The following is a 24,569-nucleotide window of genomic DNA, read 5'->3' as shown; positions in this document are numbered from 1 at the left end:
CCTGCACCTCGGCATCGCCCCCTGTAGGCGTGGACGTGGGACGACACCGGCTGTCACGAGCAGGAGGCCGACAGCCGAACTCCGCCCTGCACGCCATGGCCGTCAGCCGGATCCGGCTGACGGCCCTACTGCCGACGCAACCACGCCGACCGACTTGCCGGTGCGTCTCCCGCGTGACGCTCCGGGCCCGGGATACCTGTCCGATCGGCCCCGGCCGGCACAGCGAGGCGCCATTCACCGGACAGTCTGCGCGGCGCCGACGAGGGCTGCGGAGGCGACCTGGCGCACGAGGGCACGCCCACGGCGGACCAGGCCGTCGGCCCGCATGGGAAGGTCGCTGCTACGGGCTGCGACGCACTGCTCGTGTGTGCCGGTGCGCGGCTCGCGTCTGTTGAGCACGTACATGAAGGCGCCGAAAAGGCCGCTGAACTCCGCGACGATCACGAATCAACGTGGTGACGGCCATTGCGGCCGCAGCCACCTCGATGAACCACAGCAGCATCACACCGTCAAGCAGCATCGTGTCCTCCCAATGGCACTGAGGCAGCCTGCTCGCCTCACCGGATCACGCAGGACACCCTGCCGCGACCCGCGATTCGGAATCCTGTGAACGGAACCTGTCGTCCACCGACCGCCCGGTCCTCCGACGAGTCGGTCACCAGCCAGGGGTCTGTGCCATGCCGGTGGCGGAGGCGCGCTCGATGGCGTCGATGAGACGGTGCCGGTCCAGAGCGTGGCGGAAGTCGGGGACGGTACGGCCGCCGCCCGAGAGGTCGCGGGCGAGGTCGGCGTACAGGCGGGCGACGTTGCCCGCCATGGAGCGGGAGAGGTCGGCGGACAGGCCGTCGCCGAAGTACGGTGCGGGGATCTCCAGGGGCGCCGCGGTGGTGTCAGCGCCACGGCCCCCGGCCAGGGAGAGATCGGCGACCTGCATGTTGCCCCAGTCCGCCGTGATGATCAGATCGCCTTCGGTGCCGTTGATCTCCCAGCGGAAGTTGTCGCCCCGCGAGGTGCCGCCGCGGTAGAACACCGAGGCGGCCGCGCCACTCACGAGGGTCCCGATCACGGCGACCTGATCCGGCGCGGTGATGGGGACGGTGCCGCCGTCCTCGGCGATCCGTGCTTCGGAGCGGCCCACCACGAGACGGGCATTCAGCGACGCGAAGTCCCCCAGAATGTGGTTCAGCGGGTCGACAGCGTGCGAGAACGGCGAGGTCAGCGGTGTCGCGCCGTTCGCGTCGTCGTAGAAGTAGGCCGCCTTGCGGGTGGGAGCCTCAGGGCCCCACACCATGCCCGATCCGACCATGGTGGTGCCGATCACCCGGCCTATGTACCCCCCGTCGATCAGGTCCCGGGCGTACCGCACCTGCGGGGCGTAGCGGCCCTGGACGCCGACGACGCTGCGCACGCCCGCCTTCTCCGCGAGCTCCGTGAGGTGCTGGGCCTCGGACAGTCCGTTGCCCAGCGGCCACTCGCTGTAGACGTGCTTGCCGGCCTCGATGGCGGCCGTGAGCAGTTCCAGGTGCTCGCTGACCTTCACCGCGACCACGACCAGATCGATGCCGGGGTGGTTCAGGAGGGCCTGGTGATTGTCGTAGGCGGCCACTCCGTACTGCGCCGCCGCCGCCTCCGCCGAGCTGCGTCGGGAGGTGCTGACAGCGCGCAGCTCGAACGCCGGGGACGCCGCGATGGCAGGGATGTGCGAGATCGCGGCCCAGCCTGTGGTGCTGCCGCCGATGATGCCTACACCGATCGTTTTCATGGGGTTCTCCTTGTGCGTGGTTGACCATCCGCCGCGGGTCTCCGGTCACCGCCTCGTGGCTTTTACAGTGGGGGGACACGCGCGATGCGCTCCGGCACCGCCGACTGCTCACGGTCGAGCGTCGTGCCCCGAGCCGACAGCGACAAGAGAGCACTTCGAAGTGCCCAGGTATCCCGGAGGGAACCGTGGCCGCGGTAACTGCAGAAGAGATCCGGTCGGAAGCGGCCCATGGGGCCCCGGAATGCCGGGAGGAGTCCCGCCCCCTGATCCGCAGCGTGCTGGAGCGGATCGGCGACAAGTGGAGCGTGGTTGTCGTCTGCCAACTCGGCGAGTCGTCCCACCGGTTCAACGAACTCCGGCGACTGACCCGGCCCATCACTCAGAAAATGCTCAGCACCACGCTGCGTGCGCTGGAACGTGACGGCCTGGTCTGCCGCACCGTGCACCACACCGTCCCGCCACAGGTCGACTACGCACTCACCGAACGCGGCCTCTCGCTGCTCCACGTCGTCCGCGCCCTGGCCGGCTGGGCCGACGCCCACGCCCAGGAGATCAACCGGTCCCGCGTCGACTACGACGCGGCGCGGGACTGACGCCCCGCAACCCCGACCGTCCGGCCCCGCCTGCCGTGCGGCCTGGCGCGGCCCGCGACGGCCCCCCTTGCGGGCCGCGGCACGGGAGGTGCCCATTGCCCTCCTCTTGCGGCCGACCACCCCGCTGGGCGGTCACGCGGAGACGGCGATCGCAACCAGTGGGCGTTCGCGGCCCAGGATCCGGTCGGCGAGGAGCACCGCGCGATACATGAGAAACCGTTTCCGCATCAGCTCGCGTACGCGAGCGGTCCCCGCCTCGTCGAGGAGCCGGGCCGTGCCCGCGGTGACGGGGGCGCCGGCGGGGACCGTGCCGTGCATGGTGCAAGGCGCGAGCGTGACGTGGGGGTTGTTGCGGATGCGCTTGACCTTGCCGGAGCCCGGCGGGGTCAAGGCGTACAGGATGCCGTCGCGGACGACGCAGCCGACAGGGGTGGCGACCGTGCGTCCGTCCCTGCGGAGCGTGGTCAGGCTGACGTACCTGCCCCGGCCGATGCGGTCGAGGGCGCGCGCGAAGTCATCGGTCGTGGTGGACACGGGCGCCCTCCGCGCTGGTGGGGCGGGCCAGTTGGTCGATGAGGGCGCGGGCCGTGCGTGCGGCCTGCGCCTCGACCGCTGCCAAGGTGTTCCACGTGCCGGGCAGCATGTCCTGCTGCAGGAACAGGGCGAGGCCGTGGGCGGCGGCGGAGATGCGGACGAGGAGGCCGAACGCCTCCTCCGGGTCGCCGGCGATCCGGCTGGTGACCGGCATCAGGTCGTCGTGCAGGGCGCTGCCCGCCTGAGCCAGTTCGGGGTGGCGCGTCTTGTCGAGGCCGGCCAGGAACGTGATGTCGAAGAGTGCGCGTTCCTCCGCGGCGAAGCGCACGTAGGCGGCGGCGAACGCGGCCAGTTGTTCGGCGGGGTCGGTCCCGGAGGCCAGTGCCGCTCGGTAGCGGCGCTGCTGTTCCTGGTAGCCCTTCAGCGCCAGAGAAGCCAGCAGGGCATCCCGGTCGGCGAAGTGCTTGTAGGGCGCGGACACGCTCACCCCGGCCCTCCGGCACGCCTCGGCGAGGGTGAAGCCGTGCGGGCCGCGTTCCGCCACCAAGGCGAGCGCGGCCTCCTCCAGCGCGTTGCGCAGATCTCCGTGATGGGTGCCGCTGGGGCGCCTGTTGACTGTCACATCTCCGAGGTTAACACTATTAACCACGAGGTGAATAGCATTTACCTCGTGGCGGACCCGAACCCGGGCCGTCCCCGCTCCACACGTGGAGACTCCATGCCCCGACCGGCCCCCGCACGCTGGACCGCAGACCGCATACCCGACCAGCGCGGTCGCACCGTCGTCGTCACCGGCGCCAACACCGGCATCGGCTTCCAGACCGCCACGGCGCTCGCGCGGCGTGGCGCCTGCGTGATCCTCGCGGTCCGCGACCCGGACAGGGGCAAACGGGCCGCAGCCGAGATCACCTCCGCACTGCCCGCCGCGGAGGTGCGTGTGCTGCGCCTGGATCTGGGCTCCCTGGCCTCGGTCCGCGATGCCGCCGACGAGTTGCGCGGCAGCTGCTCCCGGATCGATCTGCTGATCAACAACGCCGGCGTGATGTACACCCCGCACGGGACGACTACCGACGGCTTCGAGCTCCAGTTCGGGACCAACCATCTGGGGCACTTCGCACTCACCGGGCTGCTGCTCGACCTGCTGCCCGCTTCCACCGGCTCGCGCGTCGTCACCCTCAGCAGCGCCGGCCACCGCATGGGAGGTCCCATCGACCTGGCCGACCTCGACTGGCGCACCCGGCCCTACAACCGGACTGCCGCGTACGGGCATTCCAAGCTGGCCAATCTGCTGTTCACCTACGAACTCCAGCGCAGGCTGCCCCCGGGCGGGCCGCTCGCCGTCGCCGCACATCCCGGCGGCGCCGACACCTCGGGCTCCAAGGACGCGATGACGCATGCGTCCGCTCTCACCCGTACGGCCTTCGCGGCCGTCCGGCCGCTCCTCCTCCAGTCCCCCGCGATGGGGGCCCTGCCCGTCCTGCGTGCCGCGACGGACCCGGGCGTCCGGGGAGGCGACTTCTACGGCCCGCGCGGATTCCAGCAGAGCAGGGGCTACCCGAAGGCCGTCCGGTCGAGCGGGCCCTCCTACGACACGTCGCTCCAGCGCCGGCTGTGGGCGATGTCCGAGGAGCTGACCGGGGTCTCGTTCCCCGGAACCGGGCTGCCCTCCGCCTGACGCCGGGTCCCCCGTGATGGTTCGGGGGACCCGGCCCGGGAGGCGGTACGGCGGGACGCTCCGGTCAGCCGGCCAGTTGCGGGTACAGGACCGCGAGGTCGGCAGTCAGACCCGCCTTGACCTGGTGGGAGAGCTCGTCGGCCAGCACCTCGTACGCGTCGGCCTCGATCCCGTCCAGCGCCTGCTCCGCGACACTCTCCGGGGACGTCTTCGGGGCATCGATGTGCGCCGCCAAGTCGGTGTCCACGTAACCGACGTGCAGCCCGGTGACGGTGATGCCGCGTGGCTTCAGCTCCAGACGCAGCGAGTTGGTCTGGGACCACAGCGCCGCCTTGGAGGCGCTGTAGGAACCGGCGAGCGCGACCCAGGACAGGACGGAGTGCACGTTGAGCAGGTGGCCGCCGCCGTTGGCCTCGATGACCGGGGCGAAGGCCTGGGTCATCAGCAGCGGGCCGTAGAAGTTGGTGTCGAACTCCCGGCGGATGTCGTCCACCGGGGAGGTCAGGAACGATGCCTCCACGGCTCCGGCGGCGTTGTTGATCAGGATGGTGACGTCCTGCGCCTGTGCCGCTGCGGCGGCCACCGCGGCGGGGTCGGTGAGCTCCAGAGGCAGCGCGACGGCGCCGGGGTGGGTGATGGTGCGGGGGTCACGGGCGGTGGCGTAGACCTTCTTGGCCCCCCGGGCGTACAGGGCCTCGACCAAGGCCCGGCCGATGCCTCTGCTGCCTCCGGTGACGAGAACAGTCGAACCTGCGATTGCAGTCACCGTAAACCGATCGGTTTCCGCTCGGCAACACAAGGCGTAAGCTCACTTCCATGACGTCCAGCACACCTGCCTCGCCCGCGGCCGCCGCGGCGGCGACTCCGACGCGCGAGCGGCTCCTCGATGCCGCGGCCGTGCTCTTCTACCAGGAGGGCGTCCACGTCGGCATCGAGGCGCTGTGCCGGGCTGCCGGGGTCTCCAAGCGGTCGATGTACCAGCTCTTCGCGAGCAAGGACGACGTCCTGGCGGCCAGCCTTGACCGCGCCGGTTCCGACTACCTGAGCCAGGTGCTGCCCGCCCCGGGGACCGACCTGCCACCGCGCGATCGCATCATGTACGTCTTCGACCGGCTCGAGTCGCTGTCGACATCACCGGAGTACCTCGGGTGCCCGTTCCTGGCGACCGCGTTCGAGCTCAAGAAGCCCGAGCACCCCGCCAGCGTGGTCGCGCGGCGCTACAAGGACGCCCTCACCGACTTCTTCCGCGAGGAAGCCCGGCGCGGCGGCGCCCACGACCCCGATCTCCTCGCCCGCCAACTCACCGTCGTCTTCGACGGATCCAGCGCCCGCGTCGCGGCCCAGGCCCAAAGCCTGGGCGGGCTGGCCACAGGCACCGCCGCGGCCCTGCTGGACACGGCGGGAATGGACTGAAGCTCGCGGGGTCCACGCTGCCCAGCGTTCGTCCACCCGGCCCGATATTGCCGTGCGGCCCGACGATGGCTGGATCGGAAATCTCCCCTGCCTTGTCGACGAGAACATACGGCGGCGTCGGCCCGGCGAAAGGACGGTGCGATGTTTCCCGCGACGGGCATGGCACTCCCCGGAAAGAGCAGTGCCGAATTCACGACCCCGGGTCGTCGCACGATAACCAGCTTCTCCTCCGGCCGCCCGCGAGTCCAATAAATACTTGGTATGGCGGCTATTTGCCGAGTTCATGGAAGTGCTACGGGGACAGCCGGCCTGCAGAGTCCGACTCACTCCGGACAGCCTGGGCGACACCGCCTCCCACCTGCGCAGATGTAATCCGCATTTGCCCTGGACGCAGCCGAGCACTAATATCCGGTCCGCGAATTCCGGAGAGTTTTTGAACAGACGCTCAGCGTGTGCACCGGCCGCACCACCGGCGGTCCGCTCCCAAACGTTCTACTTGCGAACCCAACGCACAGGTCATAGATTTTGGGTACTTCGGTCATCGCACATCATCAGCTGGAATTACCCGTTCCTCGAATTCAGGAACAGGAGCAGGACATGACTGGTAACTCACTATCGAGCCGCGGCGTCATCGCACTGCTGGCGGCCCTCTGTATCGGTGGCGGTGTCACGCAGGGCGCCCGAGCAAGCTCGCCGACCGATTCCCCCACGCAGAGAAAGGAACGCCTGGAACCCGTTGCCGAGTTCGACGGGGCAATGCCCACAGGGGTGACCGTCTCACGCACCGGCCGCGTGTTCGTGAACTTTCCCCACTGGGGCGACAAGGTGCCCTTCTCCGTCGCCGAAGTGCGTGACGGAAAGGCCGTCCCCTACCCGAACCGCGAGATCAACACCGCCGACACACATGATCCCGCGCACCACTTCCTCGGGGTGCAGAGCGTCGTCGTCGACGCGGCCGACCGGTTGTGGGTGGTGGACACCGGACGCATCCAGTTCGGCAACGCACCCGTGGGCGGCCCCAAGCTCGTCGCCATAGACCTGCGCACCAACAAGGTCGTCCGGACCATCCTGCTGCCCCGTCAGGTCGCCGGGCCCCGTAGTTTCGTCAACGACGTCCGGCTCGACCTCAGCCGTGGCAAGGCAGGCACCGCCTATCTCACGGACGCCTCCTCGGACGGCCCCAACGGTCTGATCGTCGTGGATCTGGCCTCCGGGACCTCTTGGCGGCGGCTCAACAACGTGCCCTCGGTGCGCCCCGTGCCGGACTTCGTCCCCGTCATCGACGGGAAGCGGATGCTCAACCGGCCGGCGCACGGCCCCACCAGCCCCATCAACATCGGGTCGGACGGCATCGCGCTGAGCCCGGACGGCAAGACCCTCTATTACTGCCCCCTTTCCAGCCGCACGCTGTACTCGGTGCCGACCAGCGGTCTGACCGACCGCCGGGTACCGGATTCCCGGATCGCGAAGACCGTGCGCGATCTCGGCAAGAAGGGGATGTCGGACGGGCTGGAGACGGACAGCGCGGGCCGCGTGTACGGAGGCGACATCGAGCACAACTCGCTGGTGTTCCGCGACACCGACGGGCGCTTCCGCACCCTGGTCCACGACAAGCGGCTGATCTGGCCCGACACGTTGTCGATCGGCTACGACCGGAACCTCTACGTGATGGCCAATCAGCTCAACCGGCAGGCGGCCTACAACGCCGGCGTCGACCTCCGGCGCAAGCCGTACGTGCTCTACCGGATCCCGGTCGACGGTGGGCCCGCCCGGCGGTAGACCCCGCCGTCATGGGCGGGGCCGGGGCGGCCGGCGCGGGATCAGCGGGCCGCCCATGCCTCCACCGCGGTGGTCACCGGCGCCCCCGTGCGCGCCGACTCCTCCACCGCCAGTGCCAGCAGATGGTCCTGGCAGCCCTCGGCCAGCGGATACGGTTCCGGACCGGCGTCCCGGACCCAGGCGCCGGTGCGGCACAGCAGGTCCACCACGGCGAGGTCGTCCTCGGACAGGCTCGCGCCGAGGTAGTCGTTGCGCCACACCACCCGTCCGTCGAACGAGATGTGGTGCACCTCCGCCCCTTCGAGGTTGAGGTCGGTGCCGGTGCGACGACGCAGCAGCGGGGACTCCACGGGTGTGCGCGGATCAGCCATCCGCACCACCGTGTCGTCCACGATCTCGCCGAGCGAGCCGCGCACCACCATCCGGCGGGCGCGCAGCGGATTCCACCACTGGTTGTCCGTGAAGTCGTACAGGCCCGTACGGGCGCCGCCGAAGTCCAGGAGTGCGAGGGTGGTGACGGCGTCCTTGGGCGTGAGGTCGTCCGACCAGCCGCCGGGGGACAGCGGGTCGGCGAGCGGTGCGGTGAAGGCCCGGGCCGTCACCGTCGCGGGCCCGCAGCCCACACCCAGTGTGTGCCGGATCAGCGACATCGCGTGGTACATGTGGGTCGAGGACACCTGGACGGACGTGACCTCGCCGATGACCCCTTCTTGTACGAGGGCGATGCGGGCGGCGTGGCCCGGCATCAGCGTGTACTGCTCAGCGACCTGGACGAGTGCGCCGCCCCCGGCGCGCGTCGCGCCCCCCACGGCGTCCCACAGCCGCCGAAGCCCGTCCGCGTCGGGCGCCGGCGGTGTCTCCGCGAGCACCGGCACGCCGTGCTCGACGAGTTCCCGCACGACCTGGGGCGAGGCCTCCCACGGGACCGACGGGATCACGAACTCCGGTTCGCGGCGGCACAGTTCGCCGACCGTCCGGAAGGCGGGCACACCCCACTCCGCCTCCACCTGGGCGGCCCGTTCGGCCGAGCGCGTCACCACGCCGGCCACCGCCAGCCGTTCGGGCAGCGCCCTCGCCAGCCGCACGAAGAACTCGGCCCGCCAGCCACTGCCCACGATGCCGAACCGTATGGGTGCTGCGCTCACCTGTCCGCTCCTTCCCGCGTCCGGGGCGCGAGTCTAACCCGGTGGCCTGTGCCGCGCGCCGCGACGGGCCTGGGCGTGACGGCGCCGTTCCCGGACAGCCGCGTCCTGATGGCGGTGCCACCCGCGACCGTCCTGGCCGCCGATTCCCGTCCTGCGATGTCAACAACGCCTGACTGCAGGGGTGGTTGACTCGGCGAGGCGGGCCTAGATTGAAATGTCCACAACCAGCGAGGGGGGCGGCATGAGGCGCACGGAGGCAGCCAGGCAGTTAGGGGGGTTCGTGCGCGAGCACCGTACCGACGGTGCGCGGCGCCTGCGGCAGGCAGGGATCTGCCTGGCGGTCGGGACCGTCGGCGCGGCGTTCGGGATTCCGGTGACGGTCGCATCGGTGGGCACCACCGAGGGGGCTCCGGAACTGGCGGGGTTGCTGCTCGGTGTCGGCCTGGTGGGGTGGGGTCTGGGGATCTGGCGCCTGGTGCAGGCGTTTCGTACCCGGGAGCAGTGCTTCGACGTCCACGAGCGCGGGTTCACCTACCGTGTGGCAGGCACCGCCACCCTCGTGCCATGGGAGGACGTCGCCCGGGTCGGTACGTCCAGCGGTGACGACCGGCCGCTTGCCGAAGCCCGGGGCATGGGCTCGACGTGCGAGATCCAGCTGCACAGCGGACGCCGGATCCGCGTCGACACCTTCACCGAGGACATGCACGACTTGGCCGCCGTGATCCACCGTGCGGTCCACCTGGGGCAGTTCCCCCAAGGCCGCGGGCACGCAGGCCGATAGGACGCCGCCGCGCGGCGGCGGGGAAGCCGGATCCGACGGTACGGGCGGCCCGCCGGCGACCTGGCCGCCCGACTTCGACGCGGCGAGCGGCAGTTCGCCTCCTCCGCCCCGGGATTCGCTGCGTGGTCCCTGCCTCGTGAAGCATCGGGCCTGCACACAACCGAGTGCGGGGGGTCGGCACTTGTCGGTGGAAACGTGATCTTCCTCACCGCTGATCAGGTATAGGTCCGCGAGGAGCTGTGCGTAAGATCATGACGCTCCACCGATGCGGATAGAGCGCCCCGGCGCTCTTGTGAGCGTATTTCACGCCACCTGTTCGACTCGGAGCCGCGAGCGATCAATTCGGGCCCTCCGCGTGCGGGTGCGTCGCTCATCCCCATTTTCCCCCATCCTGGGCCCTGCCTGGAACGCCTTCCCACGCCCGGTTCCAGACGGCTGCATTCCGCATTTGAGGTTCTATTGAGGTTCCGATTCTTGTTCCCTCCGCCCAGCCCCCATGACCTGTGACAACACACATCCTCCCGGCTACCGGACGTCCATCGGATGCTCACTGTGCGGCAATACCCGGGCGACAGATTGAGATGCCGACGCGCTCGGGACGTTGATACAGTCCGGAACGGGGCCGGAATGAAATGACCGGGGGTGTCGAAATGCGCCTTGTGAGCACCTGCGAGTTTCTCTATGTTACCGCCGCGTCATTTTCGCGATCCCGTCCACGGAACCAGGCACAGTGGCCGGACAACGGAAAACACGCCCACCGTGGCGCTATTTCACAACGCATTGCGGAGGGTCTGACGTCATGCTAGTGGAACGAAATGGACAGATCGCAAGCCTCGTCGCCTTCGCATCCGGCCGGAGCTCCGGAACGGCCTTCGGGTCCGACCGGATAGCCGTGATCAGCGGGCCGGTGGCGTCCGGGAAGACGGCACTGCTCCACCGGGTCCTGGAGGACCGCGCGGTCGCGGAGCACGGGCTGCTCACCGCTGTCGGCTCCCCCGCGGAACACTCGATACCGTTCGGTGTGATGGAGCAGTTGCTCCGCGATCCGAGGGAACCCGAACCTGGTTCCCTGCCGCCCTTACTGGCCGAAGCGTCGGGGATGGGCGGCACGCGTGCGAGCGGGGAACCGGTGGCGACCGAGGTCCTGCAGTGCTTCAACGCCGAACTGGGCAGGATGTCCGCGCGAGGACCCGTCCTGATCGCCCTGGACGATGTGCAGTACGCCGACACCGAGTCGCTGCAGGTCCTGTCGTACGCGCTGCGCCGGTTCCCGTCGTCGGGCCCGGGGGCCGTGTCGGCGATCGTGACCATCGGTGCCGACACGCGCCGCAGACCGCCCGGCGCGCTGATGGAACTCCTGCACCCCATGCGGGGGTTGCACGTGCGAGTCGGCCCGCTGAGCGTCGCCGGGGTGGAGCGGCTGCTCGCCGCGCGGGCGCACGGAGGCGAGCCGGGCGAGGGCCCCGCCGGCACCGCGGCCACCGGCCGGCCGGCCGATGCGGTGCACGCCGCCACCGGTGGGAATCCGCTGCTCGTCCACGGCATGGCCGAGGACCACTTCTCCCACGAACGCCCGCCGGCTCAGCCCGGCGACGGCACCGCGGACGGGTCGCCCGCCGCGGGCGAGCGGTTCCTCCGCAGCGCGCTGCTGATCGTCCACCGCGTCGGGGCCGACGGCCTGCGTGTCGCCCAGGGGATCGCCCTGCTGGGCGGCGTGACCCCGCTGCCGCTGCTGGCCCGGCTGGTGGAGGTCGAGGAGAGGGCGGTCCTGCAAGTGGTGTCCGCCCTGGACGACGCGGGCGTCCTGGACGACGGCCGGTTCCGGCACGCCGGCGTGCGGACGGCGGTCGTGGAGAGCCTGGACGACGACGGGGTGACGCGGCTGCGCCGGCGCGCGGCCCGCCTGCTGTACGAGGACGGCGCCCCGCCGCTGCTCGTCGCGGAGCAGTTGCTGGGGCACGCCACGTCGCCACCGGACGAGGAGTGGGCGCCGCAGGTGCTGGCGGACGCCGCCCGTGAGGCGATGGCCGCCGGGCGGGTGGACCTCGCGGTGAGTTGCCTGCGCATGGCCGAGGGCTGCTGCCGGAGCGAACGCGAGCGTGCGCAGGTGCGGATCGCCCTGGCCAGGTTCATCTGGCGGGTCACGCCCTCCGCGTGGCCGCGGCAGGTCCGTTCCCTCACCGGGACGGTCCGTGCCGGTCAGCTGCCGGCGGCCGACGCGCTGCGGCTCGTGGGCGACCTGCTGTGGAACGGCTGGACGGACGACGCGGTCATGGCGATGCGGCACGTGGCCGGGTCGGCGTCCCAGCCCGACGCCGAACTCGCGGCGGAAGTACGGTGGTTGCGTTCCATTCTTTTGAGCACGTTCCCCGGTGTCCTGGAGCGGGTCGACGCGACGCTCGCCCCGCTGTACGGCAGCGCGGCGGACGTCCCGGTGTCGCGGCCGGACGAGAGCCGGCTGGCGGCGGCGACGGCGCTGCACGACGCGCTCGCCGACGACCCCGCCGGGGGCGGGACATCGCCGGCACGGGAGGACGGCCGCCTCTGCGACACCGCCGACCGGATCCTGGCCGCGCTCCGTCTGACGGAGGAGACCGAGCCGACCGTGCAGTCCTGCCTGCTCGCTCTCGTCTTCGCCGACCAGTTGGGGACGGCGATGCAATGGGCCGACCGGCTGCTGGCGGAGGTCACGGCCCGCTGGCCCGCGAGTTCGACGGCGATCCTGCGCACCGTCCGGGCGCACATGGCGCTGCGTCAGGGCCACTTGACGCAGGCGCGGCAGTTGGCCGAGGAGGCCCTGGAGGATCTGCCCCCGCACTGCTGGGGCGTGGGCATCGGCGCCCCGCTGTCGGTCCTGATCGAGGCGAGCACCGCGATGGGCGACCACGAGGTCGCTGCCGAGATCGTGGGCCGGCCGGTGCCCGAGGAGATGTTCGCGACCCGCTACGGGGTGCAGTACCTGTACGCCCGGGGCCGGCACGAGCTGGAGACGGGCCGTCCGCACGCCGCCCTGCGGGACTTCTCCACGTGCGGCCGGCTGATGAGGCGCTGGGGCATGGACCGCGCCACGCTGGCGCCCTGGCGGGTCGGCGTCGCGGAGGCATGGCTCGCGCTGGGGAGCCGCGACCAGGTGGAGCACTTCGCGCGGGAGCAGCTCACCCGTGACGCCGGTCCGCGGGCCCGCGGGACGGCGCTGCGCGTGCTGGCGGCGGCTCGGCCTCTCGGCGAGCGGGTGCCCCTGCTCTCGGAGGCGGTCTCGCTCCTCCAGGCGAACGGCGACCGCTACGAGTTGTCGCGCGCCCTGAGTGACCTGGGGCAGGCTCACAAGCAGCTGGGCGACCCGGTCCAGAGCAAGTTGCACATCCGCAGGGCGTGGCGGATCGCCGAGAGCTGCGGCGCCCACAAGCTGCGTCAGTCCCTGCAGTCCGAGCAGCCGGGCCAGGCCGCGCCGAAGGTGCCCGAGCGGGCACTGCCGCCGGCGACGGCGGCGGCCGCGGCGCTGACGGACGCGGAGCGCAGGGTGGCCTCCTTGGCCGCACAGGGTTACACCAACCGGGAGATCGGGGCGAAGCTCTTCATCACGGTGAGCACCGTCGAACAGCATCTGACCCGCGTCTACCGGAAGATCAACATCTCTCACCGCAGGGACCTGCCCGTCAGTTTGGACCTCGATGTCGCCCATATCGCCTGACCCCGCCGTATCCCGCGCCCCCCTCTCGACGGGAGGGGCGCCGTCTCCCGGCCCGAGGCTGCTCGCCGTCAGCGACCTGCATGTCGGCATGGCCGACAACCGGCCGATCACGGAGTCGCTGCGGCCTTCCCACGACGACGACTGGCTGATCGTGGCCGGTGACGTCGGCGAGCTCACCGAGGACATCGCGTGGGCCCTCGGTCTGCTGGCCGGGCGGTTCGCGAAGGTCGTGTGGGCGCCCGGCAACCACGAGTTGTGGACTCCGCGCGAGGACGCGGTGCAGCTGCGGGGCGAGGAGCGCTACCGGTACCTGGTGGAGATGTGCCGGGGGCTGGGCGTGCTCACCCCGGAGGACGAGTGGCCGCTGTGGGAGGGCGCCGGCGGGCCGGTGCGGGTGGCGCCGCTGTTCCTGCTCTACGACTACACGTTCCGGGTGAAGGGCACGTCGACCAAGGAGGAGTCGCTGGCCCGGGCGCACGAGGCGGGTGTGGTGTGCACGGACGAGTACCTGCTCCACCCCGACCCCTACCGCGGCCGTGACGACTGGTGCCGGGCCCGGGTGGCCGAGACCCGGCGGCGGCTGGCCGCGCAGGACCCGTCGGTGCCGCTGGTGCTGGTCAACCACTTCCCGCTGGTGCGCCAGCCCACGGACGTGCTGTGGCACCCGGAGTTCGCCCAGTGGTGCGGCACGGTGCTGACCGCCGACTGGCACCGCAGGTTCAGCACCGCCGCCGTGGTCTACGGGCATCTGCACATCCCGCGGACCACCTGGTACGACGGGGTGCGGTTCGAGGAGGTGTCGATCGGCTACCCGCGGGAGTGGCGGCGCCGCGGCCACCCCAAGGGGCTGCTGCGGCAGATCCTGCCGTACACGGGCCAGCAGCCGAGAACGGCCGCGGCACCCGGAGTCCCAGGAGTCCTGGAGGGGCGGTCATGATCGAGGCACTGCTGCCCGGGGCGGCCACCAGCGAGGTCTTCGGGCCCGACGACTCCGCGGCGCTGTACCCCGAGGAGGCCGCGGTCGTCGCGCGGGCAGTGGACCGGCGCCGCGAGGAGTTCGCCACGGTGCGGGCCTGCGCCCGGCGTGCCCTGGCCGCCCTCGGGATGCCGCCGGTCCCCGTGCTGCCCGGCGTGCGCAACGTCCCGCGGTGGCCGGCCGGGGTCGTCGGCAGCATGACCCACTGCGAGGGTTACCGGGCGGCGGCACTGGCCCGGGACACCGACCTGGCGATGATCGGGATCGACGCCGAGCCCGACCTGCCGCTGCCCGGCGGTGTACTGGAGTCGATCGCGCTGCCGGGCGAGCTGGCCTGGGTCCGCGCGGGCGGCGCCGTGCCGCGGTTCAGCCGCGACCGCCTGCTGTTCAGCGCGAAGGAGGCCGTCTACAAGACCTGGTACCCGCTGCTGGGCACCGAGCTGGACTTCGAGGACGCCGACATCGCGTTCCAGCAGGACGGTGCGGCCGCCCGGCCGCAGGGCACGTTCTCGGCGCGCATCCTGCGGCCGCGGCGCGCCCCCGACGGCCGCCTGGTCGAGCGCTTCACCGGCCGCTGGCTCGCGGACCGGGGACTGGTCGTCACGGCCATCGGCTTCCCGGCCGCTCTCGGCGCGGCGGAGCCGGAAACCCGTGCGGGCACGGTCGGTTACCAGGGTCCATAGGGGTTGTTGCCCCGACTCCCGCCGAAATAGCGTCATTGCCTGGCGCGACTGCGCAGCCGCGGGCCGCGGCGTCCCGAACCCGGGGCCCGCGGCCCGGCGCTGCGATCCCCGGCTCCCGCTCGACTGGTCTCCGGTTTCCTGGAAGCGCCGTGGAATCGGCCCGAGAGGTATTCCCGATGACGTCAGTCAGCCCGGCCCCCGTCACCATGCTCGTGCCGGACTTCCCTTTCTCGTACGACGGCTGGCTCCGCCATCCGGCCGGGCTCGGCACCCTCCCGCCGGAGCGCCTGGGGTCCCCGGTGGCCGTGGTCGGCGGGGGGATGGCGGGCATGACCGCGGCGTACGAGCTGATGCGCCTGGGCCTGCGGCCCGTCGTGTACGAGGCGGAGCAGATCGGCGGCCGCATGCGCTCGGTGCCGTTCCCCGGGCAGCCGGACCGCGTGGCGGAGATGGGGGCGATGCGTTTCCCGCTCTCCGCCCGGTCCCTGTTCCACTATGTGGACCTGCTGGGGCTGCACACCACCCCGTTCCCCAACCCGCTGGCGCCGAGCACGCCGAGCACGATGATCCACCTCATGGGCGAGCGGCACCGGGCGCGGGTGGCCGACGACCTCCCCGATGTCTACGTGCAGGTGGCGTCCGCGTGGGAGAAGGCGCTGCAGGAGCGCGCCGAACTCTCCACGATGCGGGACGCCGTCCAGCGGCGCGACACCGAGACCCTGAAGCGGGTGTGGAACCGGCTGGTCCGGGAGTTCGACGACCAGTCCTTCTACGGTTTCCTCGCGACCAGTTCGGCGTTCCAGTCGTTCCGGCACCGGGAGATCTTCGGCCAGGTGGGCTTCGGCACCGGCGGCTGGGACACCGACTTCCCCAATTCGCTGCTGGAGATCCTGCGGGTGGTCTACACGGAGGCCGACGACAACCAGGTCGCCATCACCGGCGGCTCCCAGCGGCTGCCGTACGGCCTGTGGGAGCACCGGCCGGAGCAGTGCGCGCACTGGCCGGCGGGGACGTCGCTGGCGTCCCTGCACGGCGGTGCGGCCCGGCCCCGGGTGCGCTCGGTCGTCCGGGACGGCGACGGCTTCCGCGTCACCGACGCCTCCGGGCACGGCGAACGGTTCGACGCGGTGGTGTACACCCCGCACCTGTGGACCCTGCTGAACCGGGTGGAGTGCGACCCGGCACTGCTGACCGCGCCGCTGTGGACCGCGGTGGAACGCACCCACTACATGGGTGCGTCCAAGCTGTTCGTACTGACCGACCGGCCGTTCTGGCACGACCCGGACCCGCTCACCGGCGAGCCGGTGATGAGCATGACGCTGACGGACCGCATGCCGCGCGGGGTCTACCTCTTCGACGACGGTCCGGACCGCCCCGGCGTGATGTGCCTGTCGTACACGTGGAACGACGACTCGCTGAAGATGGCCACGCTGGATCCGGCCGAGCGGCTGGACGTCCTGCTGGACAAGCTCGCCCTCGTCTACCCCGGGCTCGACATCCGCTCCCATGTCGTCGGCGACCCGCTCACGATCACGTGGGAGACCGAGCCGCACTTCATGGGCGCGTTCAAGGCGAACCTGCCGGGACACTACCGTTACCAGCGGCGGCTGTTCACCCAGTTCATGCAGCGCGGTCTGCCCGCCGCGGAGCGCGGCTTCTTCCTGTGCGGCGACGACGTCTCCTGGACGGCCGGTTTCGCCGAGGGCGCGGTCACGACGGCGCTGAACGCGGTGTGGGGCGTCCTGGAGCACCTGGGCGGCGCCACGCGTCCGGAGAATCCCGGCCCCGGTGACCTCTTCGAGGCGCTCGCGCCCCTCGATCTGCCCTACGACTGCTGAGGTCCGGGATTCTCCGGCGCGGACGCCGTGCCGCGACGGTCCTATGCGGCGGCCGTGCCCGCCAGGGCCGCGGTGCCCTCGGCGCAGGACGCGCGCAGCGCCTCCAGTTCAGCGGGGTCCAGCCGGCCCGCGGAGCCGCGGCGGCCGTCGCCGTCGAGGAGGCGGGCGGCGGCCTCCAGCCAGTCGGGGCGGGCCTCGACGCCGATGAAGGCCGCCAGCCGGGTCAGCTCCTCGCGCGGCTCCGCCAGGAGGTGCTCGTAGGAGAGCGAGGTGCGGATGCCGGCGGGGAGTTCCTCCAGGTTCCGCACGCCGTCGACGATCCAGCGCGACCACATGTCGCCGAAGACGGGGAGCGGGATCGGCCGGTCCATGATGAGGGCGGGGTCGTACGTGCCCGTCAGCAGCGGGGCCAGGTCGGGCGGGACCTGGGCGAAGTGCTCCGCGGTCAGCTCGTACGGGGAGTCCACGCCGCACCGTTCCGCGATCTCCAGCATCATCGGGATCATGCGGAAGGCGATGTGCCGGCTCATGGACAGGGCGCAGTCGGGACCGCTGCGGTACAGGTGCACGAAGCGCGCCTGCGGGAAGAGGGCGCGCAGCGTCCCGACGTTGCCCAGGGAGAGCCCGGATCGTTCGACGACGGCGCCGGTGGCGCCGAACCGTTCGGCGAGGACGGAGAAGAAGGCCTGCCACTGCAGCGGCGCGGGGCGGGCGGGCCACGCGCTGATCTGCGGCTCCAGCTCGTCCAGCAGCCCGTCGGGGTCGTCCGTGAGGTGCGGCAGGACCATCATGCTGATGGCGGGGATGCCGGTGGTCGCGGCGGAGTAGCGCCACTCGGGGTGGCGGTTGTAGAGGAACTCCGACGGCGGGGCGCCGTTGCGGACCAGGGTGTCGCTGACCCAGTTGGGTGTGGTCAGAAGGGTCCAGAACTCGGCACCGCTCAGCGGCTCTTCGGAGAGCGCCGCCGGATCGGTGACGCTGGCGAACAGCTCGTTGAGACTGAGGATGTCCGGGTGCAGGTTCACCACCGCGGACAGCGCCGTGGAACCACAGCGTCCGGTACCGACGACAAAAGTCAGCTTATCGGGCATCAGCCGACTCACCTTTCGTTTCTTGCCGTTCCCCGCCGCGGCTTCCGGGGCGGGGAACGCTTTCTCACTCGGCGGCCATCCGCGCGAGCTGCTTCTTGTCGGGCTTGCCGTTGCGGTTGAGCGGGAACTGCTCCAGCACGACGACCCGGTTGGGCTGTTCGAAGGCGGGCAGCACCGAGCACAGCCGCTCCCGCCAGTAGCCGGCGTCCCGCTGCTCCTCGTCCTCGACGAAGAAGACCAGCTGGGAGCCGCGCAGTTCGTCGGGGAGCGGCACGATCCGGGTGGGGCAGCCCTCGGCCGCCACCTTCCGCTCGATCAGCTCGGGGTAGAGCGTGTAGCCCATGCGGTGGACGGCGAACTTGCGTCCCAGGACGTGGAGGTTGCCGCCGTCGTCGAGGTGCCCGAGGTCCCCGGTGCGCTGCCATCCGGTGGGGTTGGGGACGACGGAGCCGTCGTCGGCGATCTGGCCCTCCAACGCGTCGGGGGTGTCGACCTCGATCTCGCCGGGCTGTCCCGCGGCCACCTCTCGGCCGTCCTCGTCGACGATCCTCAGCCGGATGCCGTCCATGGCACGACCGCAGGCGACGGGGTTGTCGAGGGTGGCGAAGGAGATGTTGCCCAGTTCGGTGGAGCCGTAGCTGTCCAGCAGGGGGAGGCCGAACTCCTCGACGTAATCCGCCACGAGCGGGGCGTCCAGCGGCGCCGCGCCGACGCAGAACATCCGGGTGCCGGCGATGTGTTCGCGCAGCGCCGGCTTGCGGGTCACCAGGCTCAGGATGCTGCGGTAGCTGGAGGGGGTGGCGTCGATGACGGTGACCTTGGCGTCGCGCCCCATGCGCAGGGCCCGGTCCAGCCGCCGGTAGGGCGCGATGACCAGGGAGCAGCGGGTGAGGTAGGCGATGAGCACCATCGACAGCCCGTACTGGTGGGCGAAGGGCAGCAGCGGCATCAGGACGTCGTCCGGGCGGTGGCCGACCTGCTCGGCGTTGCGGCGCAGGTTGCGCAGGAACTTCGCACCGGACTTGACCACGCCCTTGGGCGAGCCGGTCGAGCCGGAGGTCCACATGATCAGGCCGTCGGGCAGCTCGCCCCAGGCGTCGAAGGACAGGGTGCCCGGCACGGGGGGCAGGCCCGCCGTGGCGACCATCAGCTCGTACAGGTAGACGGGGTCGGCGCCCTGGTCGATGGGGGTCTCGTCGTCGACGATGGTGACCTTGACCCCGGTGCGCAGGGCGATGCGGCGGGTCTCCTCGACGTGCTCCTGCTGGTCGACGAGGACGATGGAGGCTCCGACCTCCATCAGCGCGTACAGGACGCAGATCCAGCTCGCCGAGTTGCCGGCCTTCAGCATGACGCGGTCGCCGAGGCCGATCCCGTGTTCCCGGAGCACATCGGCGACGCGGAGGGCGTCCTGCTCGAACTCCTCGACGGGCCGTACCGAGTCTGCTGCAAAGATCATCGCGGTCATCGGTGGCACTGAGTCCTTCCTCTGGGCCGAACGTGGCCGGTGCTGACGTGGTCTGCGCGGTGCCGACGGCGGGTCCGGACCCGTTCACAGGGGGGTGGATCGCGGGGGTGCGCGCCGCGCTGCGCGGAGGTGCTGTCGGTCCCGTCCCGTGGACGCGGTTCTCCACCCGTCACGCTAGGGACCAGGGCACATCGCGGGGTACCCCTGTTCCGCCCCCTACGGCCCCTGCTTCGGCGCGATGCGGTCGGGCTCGGGTCCGTGGAGCGAGATGAGCTGGTCGTGCACGAGGTTGACGACCTCGCGGCGGTGCGAGTCGAGGTAGCCGGGCGCGCCGGGGAAGACCTCCAGGTCGAACGGCCCGGCCGTGCAGCGCCGCCAGGCCCGTACGCCGGGCAGCGGCGCCTGCGGGTCGTGGTCCCCCGTCAGGGCGACGACGCGGCACTGGAGGGCGGGCGGCCCCAGGAATCCGCGGTGGCCGGGACCGGGGCGGCCGGACACGAAGAGCGTCAGCGGCCCGGTGTCGGTCTCCCGCTCCAGCCGCTGCGCGACGCCGTAGGCGAGTTCGGCTCCCAGACGGTGGCCGAACAGGGCCAGCGGGCGGTCCGTCCATTCGCGCACCGCGTCGTAGATCTTGTCGGCGAGGCCGGGGCAGGGCGCGGCCGGCTCCTCCTCCCCCGGCTCCGCCAGCGGGTACTGGACGATGAGCAACTCGACGGTGGGCAGCAGGAGTTCGGACATGGCGAGGTAGCACACCGAGGAGTTCCCCGCGTCGGGGAAGCAGACCAGCCGGTACCGGCTCGGCACGGCCGGCTGCTCGATCCGGATGAGCACGACATCGTCGAACGCGACGTCCGTGACGGCACGGAGGCGGCCGCCGGCCCCGGACGTCATCCCTCGGCCGGTCCCGCCCCGGCCGCCCCGAGCGCGGAGCCGTCACCGTCCGGTTCGCCGCGCTCACCGGCGGGGCTCGTGCACGCGGTGACACCGAGGCCCCGGTCGTACAGCCACCGCAGGGCGTCGGACAGTTCGGCGCCGCCCGCGGCCGAGGGCTCGGCCTCCTCCACGGCCGTGTGGAGTGCGGAAGTGAAGAAGTACACGTCCCAGGACGACGGACCCGGGGCCCGGTCCGCCATGATCTGCGCGGCGGGCCGCCGGACCCGGAACTCCTCCAGGGGTTCCACGATCCCGCCGGGCGGGAACGCGCCGCCCGCGCACAGCACGAAGTCGTCGTCGGCCAGCCACTCCCGGGCACTGCGCACGGCACCGATCGTGCCCGAGTGCCGGGGCTGCCCGGGCAGGTAGGTGATGCTGATGCCGAAGCGGGAGCCGTCCCCCGCCTCTGCCTTGACGCCGTCGTCCGGGCCGGCGACGACGACACCCACGTCCACGACGCCCGCGTCGGCGATGCCGCGCAGGACCTGCCGGAGGACCGGTCCGTTCGCCGGCACGACGAGTGCCTTCACGGGGCCTCCTTGCCCGGGGGAAGTGTGCGGAGAGCAGTGGCGCCGGTCGCGCACGGCACCGCCCGCCCCGGTGACCCGGGGCCCGCGGGAAGGACCGCACAGGCGCGACCCACCGGAAATTCATTTCCGGAGATGCAATTCGGCGCGATCACGCCGCGATGCTAGAGGGATTCCCGAGCGGGCCGCAACACTACTTTCCTCAATGTTTGCCGACGCGACCGGAAAAGCAATGCGGGAAAGGGCGGGACAGCCCCTATTCCCCCCTTACCATTCCCCGCCGCCCCCTAGATCGACAGGGAATCGGGGTACCGCGAAAACCCTTGTGCTAGACAGGATGCGCACCATCCATGTCCTCTTCAGTCGGCGCTCGACGCGCGGCCGGTCACACGACATTCCCGTGCGAATCCCCGGACTGCCGTTGCCGCGTCCCGCACGATTCGTAGGCGTCAATGACATCACATCAGACCACGGATTCCGCCGTAGTGGTGGACGGGCTGGTCAAGAAATACCCGGGACGCGACCGGCCCGCGGTGGACGGCTTGAGCTTCTCGGTGGGCCGGGGCGAGGTCTTCGGTTTCCTCGGGCCGAACGGAGCGGGCAAGACGACGACCATCGGCGTCCTGACGACCCGGGTCGCCCCCACGGCGGGCCGCGCGTTCGTCCAGGGCGTCGACGTCGCGGCCCACCCGGCGCGGGCGCGCCGCGCCTTCGCCGTCGTGCCGCAGCGCAACAACCTGGACCGGTCCCTGAACCTGCGCCAGAACCTCGTCTTCCACGCCGGCTACCACGGCATGAGCCGCTCCGAGCGCAACCGGCTCGCCGACGAGTGCCTGGAGTGGGTCGGCCTGGCCGACCGCCGCAAGGCCCGCGGCGACGAGCTGTCCGGCGGCCAGGCCCAGCGGGTGATGATCGCCCGGGCCCTGATGCACCGCCCGGACGTGCTGTTCCTCGACGAGCCGTCCACCGGGCTCGACCCCCAGGCACGTCTGTTCATCCACGAGCGCATCGCGGAGCTGAGCGCGCGGGGCGTGACGACCGTGCTCACCACCCACGACATGGACGAGGCCGCCAAGCTCTGCGACCGCGTCGGCATCGTCGACCACGGCCGGCTGCTCGCCCTCGACACCCCGCAGGCGCTGCTGAAGAGCCTGAGCAGCACCGCGCTCACGGTCACCGTGCAGCCCGCGCAGCCGGGGGCGGAGAGCGTCACGCGCCTGCTGGAGGGCATCGAGACGGTCGAGCGGGTCGAGGTGGTGCAGAACGAGGAGGATGCCGCGGAGCAGCCCGACGCGCAGTCCCCGGTCCGCCTGCGCATCTACAGCGACGCCCCGTCGGGCTCGGTACTGCCGACGGTCATCACCGCCCTGGCGGAAGCCAGTTGCGACATCAAGGACCTGAGTGTGGGCACCGCCACCCTCGAGGACGTCTTCATCGATCTGACCGGCCGGGAGCTGCGATGACCACGACCACCGCCCCCGACCCCGTCGCCGGCTTCCCCGAGGAGCTGCGGCCAGAGCGCACCGGAGTGCGCACGGCGACCCGCACGTTCTTCTTCATCCTCTGGCGGGACATCTTCGTCACCGGCCGCGAGCTGGGCATCTTCCTCGCGCAGGTGCTCGTGGAACCGCTCTTCATCCTCTTCGTGTTCGGCAAGGTGCTGGGCGATCTCGGCTTCACCGGGGGCGGGTTCCAGCAGGTCCTGCTGCCGGGCGTCGTCGCGCTGAACAGCTTCCTGGTCAGCCTGCAGAACACGGCGCTGCCCCTGGTCATCGACTTCTCCTGGACCAAGGAGATCGAGGACCGGCTGCTCGCCCCGATCCCGACCACGCTGGTCGCGGTGGAGAAGATGGTCTTCGGCGCGCTGCGCGGCGTCGTCGCCTCCCTGGTGATGATCCCGATCGGCATGCTGGTCCTGGACGACGTCTCCTGGCCGCTGGACACCTTCCTGCCGACCGTGGGCGTGCTGCTCCTGGGCGCGCTCGCCGGAAGCACGGTGGGACTGACCATCGGCACCCTCGCCCCGGCCCGCCACATCAGCGTGGTCTTCGCCGTCACGCTGACCCCGCTGATGTTCACCGGCTGCACCCAGTTCCCGTGGCGGGCCCTGACGGACCTGCGGTGGTACCAGGTGCTGTGCACCCTCAACCCGCTGACCTACGTGAGCGAGGGCATCCGCGACCTGATGCTGCCGGCCGGCGGCCCCGCCTCGATCCCGCTGTGGGTGGACCTGAGCGCGCTGACCGCGGCGATCGTGATCTTCGGGACGATCGGCATCCTGGGCTTCCGGCGCCGGGCGCAGGACTGATCCGCGCCGCCGGTCCGCGTTCCGCCTGTTTCGTCCTCCGTATTCCGCAACTCCCAGGGCCTCGTGGACCGGGCCGCGCGCACCGCGCGGCCCGGTGCGCGGGGCCGCTTTCGTCCGGCACGTACGGCACGTCCGGCACGGACGGCGAAAAGCGGCCCCTTGTCCGAACGCCCTTTCCCGACCCGCTCCAGACGTACACCGACCATGACCGGGCGACCGGCCGGCGGCAAAGGCATTCACATCATGAGCAATTCACAGCCGACTCCCGAGAACGACATCACCGCCCTTTCCCGGCAGCCGCATTCCGGTGACGGCGCGGAGCGCACCCGCACGGCCGTCGTGTTTCCCGGTATGGGGCCCTCGTCCTTCTCCGACATCGGGAAGTTCCTGCTGCTGGACCCCTACGCGCGCCAGCGGCTCGCCGAGGCGGACGAAGCGCTCGGCTACTCGCTCTTCGACCGTTTCCGGGCCACGGAGGACGATTACTCCACCTATTCGCAGATCGCTTTCCTCATCGCCTCGATGGCCATGGCCGACCGGGCCGTGGACGCCCTCGGCCACGCCCCCGACGTCTGCGCCGGACCCAGCTTCGGCCAGAAGGCCGCCGCCGCCTTCACCGGCTCGCTGTCCTTCGCGGACGTCGTGCGGCTCACCGCGGAGTGCGCCCGCTGCGAGGAGGAGTACTTCGCCGACGCCTACCAGGACGTCGTCACCCACTGCTTCGTCCGCGTGCCGCAGGAGCCGTTCGACGCGATCCTCGCGGAATTCGACGACCGCGGCGCCTGGTACGACATCTCCGGACGGCTCGACAGCGGGTTCCACATGCTGTCGGTGCAGGAGAAGGAGCTCGACGGGCTCAAGGCGGCCATCAGCGCCGCGGGCGGCTACTCCATGTACGCGATGCGGCCGCCGGTCCATGCCGCGTCGTTCTCGGAGCTGCGCCGCAAGGCCGAGGAGGAGGTGTTCGCGGCGTACGACTTCGCCGATCCCGCGCTTCCCGTGGTGAACGACGTGGACGGCACGGTCGTCCGCGACGCCGCCGGGATGCGCGCGATGATGCTGGACACCTTCGACCGGCCGATCCACTGGCCGAACGTGGTGGCGGGTCTCCAGGGCCTCGGTGTCGGCACGGTGTGCGTCACGGGGCCCGACAACCTCTTCCACCGGCTCGACCTCACCAAGGACTCGTTCGAGGTCGTGACGGTGGGGCTGCCGAAGAAGCGCCCCCGGGAGCGGGAGCGGCGCGGCGCGTGACACGGCGCCGAACGGCGGAGGGCCGGGGCCCCCCCCCCGGGGGGGGGCCCCCCCCCCCCCCGGGGGCCCGCAGGGCGGGGGTTTGCCCGCAGAGGGGTTAGGGGAGCCACAACACCAC

General features: G+C 71.3%; 22 protein-coding genes. 12 read left to right on the top strand and 10 right to left on the bottom strand.

Annotated features, from left to right (window positions below):
- Nucleotides 1-234 precede the first annotated feature (234 nt).
- Both ABZ883_RS34435 and ABZ883_RS34430 read right to left on the bottom strand, forming a co-directional pair.
- Nucleotides 235-444: a hypothetical protein gene (locus ABZ883_RS34435; RefSeq protein WP_360913313.1), complete on the bottom strand. Its 210-nt coding sequence runs from the start codon at nucleotides 442-444 to the stop codon at nucleotides 235-237.
- A 211-nt stretch (nucleotides 445-655) separates the two neighbouring features.
- A complete protein-coding gene (locus tag ABZ883_RS34430; protein ID WP_360913311.1) occupies nucleotides 656-1,762 on the bottom strand; it encodes a Gfo/Idh/MocA family oxidoreductase in 1,107 nt (368 codons plus the stop codon).
- A gap of 185 nt (nucleotides 1,763-1,947) precedes the next feature.
- Between ABZ883_RS34430 and ABZ883_RS34425 the strand changes: the two genes are divergently transcribed.
- The gene (locus ABZ883_RS34425) at nucleotides 1,948-2,355 is read left to right on the top strand and encodes a helix-turn-helix domain-containing protein (RefSeq protein ID WP_360913309.1); all 408 of its coding nucleotides are present in this window, start codon (nucleotides 1,948-1,950) and stop codon (nucleotides 2,353-2,355) included.
- Nucleotides 2,356-2,487: 132 nt separating this feature from the next.
- On the opposite strand, the gene ABZ883_RS34420 is transcribed toward ABZ883_RS34425, so the two are convergent.
- Both ABZ883_RS34420 and ABZ883_RS34415 read right to left on the bottom strand, forming a co-directional pair.
- Nucleotides 2,488-2,889, bottom strand: a complete 402-nt coding sequence (locus tag ABZ883_RS34420) for a PPOX class F420-dependent oxidoreductase (RefSeq protein ID WP_360913307.1) — start codon at nucleotides 2,887-2,889, stop codon at nucleotides 2,488-2,490.
- Nucleotides 2,870-3,511, bottom strand: coding sequence for a TetR/AcrR family transcriptional regulator (locus ABZ883_RS34415; RefSeq protein ID WP_360913305.1), 642 nt, complete (start codon nucleotides 3,509-3,511; stop codon nucleotides 2,870-2,872). Before ABZ883_RS34415 ends, ABZ883_RS34420 begins: the two co-directional genes overlap by 20 nt.
- Nucleotides 3,512-3,607: 96 nt before the next feature.
- On the opposite strand from ABZ883_RS34415, the gene ABZ883_RS34410 reads away from it, so the two are divergent.
- The gene (locus tag ABZ883_RS34410; RefSeq protein ID WP_360913303.1) at nucleotides 3,608-4,564 is read left to right on the top strand and encodes an oxidoreductase; all 957 of its coding nucleotides are present in this window, start codon (nucleotides 3,608-3,610) and stop codon (nucleotides 4,562-4,564) included.
- Between the two features lie 64 nt (nucleotides 4,565-4,628).
- On the opposite strand, the gene ABZ883_RS34405 is transcribed toward ABZ883_RS34410, so the two are convergent.
- Nucleotides 4,629-5,330, bottom strand: coding sequence for an SDR family oxidoreductase (locus tag ABZ883_RS34405; protein WP_360913301.1), 702 nt, complete (start codon nucleotides 5,328-5,330; stop codon nucleotides 4,629-4,631).
- Between the two features lie 50 nt (nucleotides 5,331-5,380).
- On the opposite strand from ABZ883_RS34405, the gene ABZ883_RS34400 reads away from it, so the two are divergent.
- The gene (locus ABZ883_RS34400) at nucleotides 5,381-5,977 is read left to right on the top strand and encodes a TetR/AcrR family transcriptional regulator (RefSeq protein WP_360913300.1); all 597 of its coding nucleotides are present in this window, start codon (nucleotides 5,381-5,383) and stop codon (nucleotides 5,975-5,977) included.
- A gap of 792 nt (nucleotides 5,978-6,769) precedes the next feature.
- A complete protein-coding gene (locus ABZ883_RS34395) occupies nucleotides 6,770-7,756 on the top strand; it encodes an L-dopachrome tautomerase-related protein (protein WP_360913298.1) in 987 nt (328 codons plus the stop codon).
- Between the two features lie 41 nt (nucleotides 7,757-7,797).
- Here the strand turns inward: ABZ883_RS34395 and ABZ883_RS34390 are convergent, their stop codons facing one another.
- A complete protein-coding gene (locus ABZ883_RS34390; RefSeq protein ID WP_360913296.1) occupies nucleotides 7,798-8,901 on the bottom strand; it encodes a Gfo/Idh/MocA family oxidoreductase in 1,104 nt (367 codons plus the stop codon).
- Between the two features lie 280 nt (nucleotides 8,902-9,181).
- Here ABZ883_RS34390 and ABZ883_RS34385 point away from each other — a divergent pair, with 280 nt between their 5' ends.
- From ABZ883_RS34385 to ABZ883_RS34365, 5 genes are all read left to right on the top strand, one after another.
- On the top strand, nucleotides 9,182-9,682 hold the full coding sequence (locus tag ABZ883_RS34385) for a hypothetical protein (RefSeq protein ID WP_360913294.1): 501 nt from the start codon (nucleotides 9,182-9,184) through the stop codon (nucleotides 9,680-9,682).
- Between the two features lie 799 nt (nucleotides 9,683-10,481).
- Complete coding sequence (locus tag ABZ883_RS34380) at nucleotides 10,482-13,373, top strand: AAA family ATPase (protein WP_360913292.1); 2,892 nt, start codon at nucleotides 10,482-10,484, stop codon at nucleotides 13,371-13,373.
- On the top strand, nucleotides 13,354-14,310 hold the full coding sequence (locus ABZ883_RS34375; protein WP_360913290.1) for a metallophosphoesterase: 957 nt from the start codon (nucleotides 13,354-13,356) through the stop codon (nucleotides 14,308-14,310). Before ABZ883_RS34380 ends, ABZ883_RS34375 begins: the two co-directional genes overlap by 20 nt.
- Nucleotides 14,307-15,032 carry a 4'-phosphopantetheinyl transferase superfamily protein gene (locus tag ABZ883_RS34370; RefSeq protein ID WP_360913288.1) on the top strand — a complete coding sequence of 242 codons (726 nt, stop codon included), beginning with the start codon at nucleotides 14,307-14,309 and terminating at the stop codon, nucleotides 15,030-15,032. Before ABZ883_RS34375 ends, ABZ883_RS34370 begins: the two co-directional genes overlap by 4 nt.
- Nucleotides 15,033-15,208: 176 nt before the next feature.
- A complete protein-coding gene (locus ABZ883_RS34365) occupies nucleotides 15,209-16,870 on the top strand; it encodes an NAD(P)/FAD-dependent oxidoreductase (protein ID WP_360913286.1) in 1,662 nt (553 codons plus the stop codon).
- A gap of 41 nt (nucleotides 16,871-16,911) precedes the next feature.
- Here ABZ883_RS34365 and ABZ883_RS34360 read toward each other — a convergent pair whose 3' ends face one another.
- The 4 genes from ABZ883_RS34360 to ABZ883_RS34345 all read right to left on the bottom strand — a co-directional run bounded on the left by ABZ883_RS34360 (nucleotide 16,912) and on the right by ABZ883_RS34345 (nucleotide 20,892).
- Entirely contained in the window at nucleotides 16,912-17,961 is a 1,050-nt protein-coding gene (locus ABZ883_RS34360) for a sulfotransferase (protein ID WP_360913284.1), read from the bottom strand.
- Nucleotides 17,962-18,025: 64 nt separating this feature from the next.
- Nucleotides 18,026-19,429, bottom strand: a complete 1,404-nt coding sequence (locus ABZ883_RS34355) for a class I adenylate-forming enzyme family protein (protein ID WP_360913282.1) — start codon at nucleotides 19,427-19,429, stop codon at nucleotides 18,026-18,028.
- Between the two features lie 216 nt (nucleotides 19,430-19,645).
- A complete protein-coding gene (locus ABZ883_RS34350; protein ID WP_360913280.1) occupies nucleotides 19,646-20,320 on the bottom strand; it encodes a thioesterase domain-containing protein in 675 nt (224 codons plus the stop codon).
- Nucleotides 20,317-20,892: a hypothetical protein gene (locus ABZ883_RS34345; protein WP_360913279.1), complete on the bottom strand. Its 576-nt coding sequence runs from the start codon at nucleotides 20,890-20,892 to the stop codon at nucleotides 20,317-20,319. The genes ABZ883_RS34350 and ABZ883_RS34345 overlap by 4 nt, the downstream gene beginning before the upstream one ends.
- A 449-nt stretch (nucleotides 20,893-21,341) precedes the next feature.
- Here ABZ883_RS34345 and ABZ883_RS34340 point away from each other — a divergent pair, with 449 nt between their 5' ends.
- The 3 genes from ABZ883_RS34340 to ABZ883_RS34330 all read left to right on the top strand — a co-directional run bounded on the left by ABZ883_RS34340 (nucleotide 21,342) and on the right by ABZ883_RS34330 (nucleotide 24,451).
- Nucleotides 21,342-22,352 (top strand): ABC transporter ATP-binding protein, encoded by a 1,011-nt coding sequence (locus tag ABZ883_RS34340; RefSeq protein WP_360913277.1) that lies wholly within the window; start codon nucleotides 21,342-21,344, stop codon nucleotides 22,350-22,352.
- Entirely contained in the window at nucleotides 22,349-23,197 is an 849-nt protein-coding gene (locus tag ABZ883_RS34335; RefSeq protein ID WP_360913275.1) for an ABC transporter permease, read from the top strand. Before ABZ883_RS34340 ends, ABZ883_RS34335 begins: the two co-directional genes overlap by 4 nt.
- 243 nt (nucleotides 23,198-23,440) lie before the next feature.
- Entirely contained in the window at nucleotides 23,441-24,451 is a 1,011-nt protein-coding gene (locus ABZ883_RS34330; RefSeq protein WP_360913273.1) for an ACP S-malonyltransferase, read from the top strand.
- Nucleotides 24,452-24,569 lie beyond the last annotated feature (118 nt).

The sequence above is a fragment of the Streptomyces sp. NPDC046977 genome, from assembly GCF_040644455.1.
In the GTDB taxonomy this organism is placed as follows: Bacteria; Actinomycetota; Actinomycetes; order Streptomycetales; family Streptomycetaceae; genus Actinacidiphila.
This window is presented reverse-complemented; position numbering and strand designations above follow the sequence as displayed.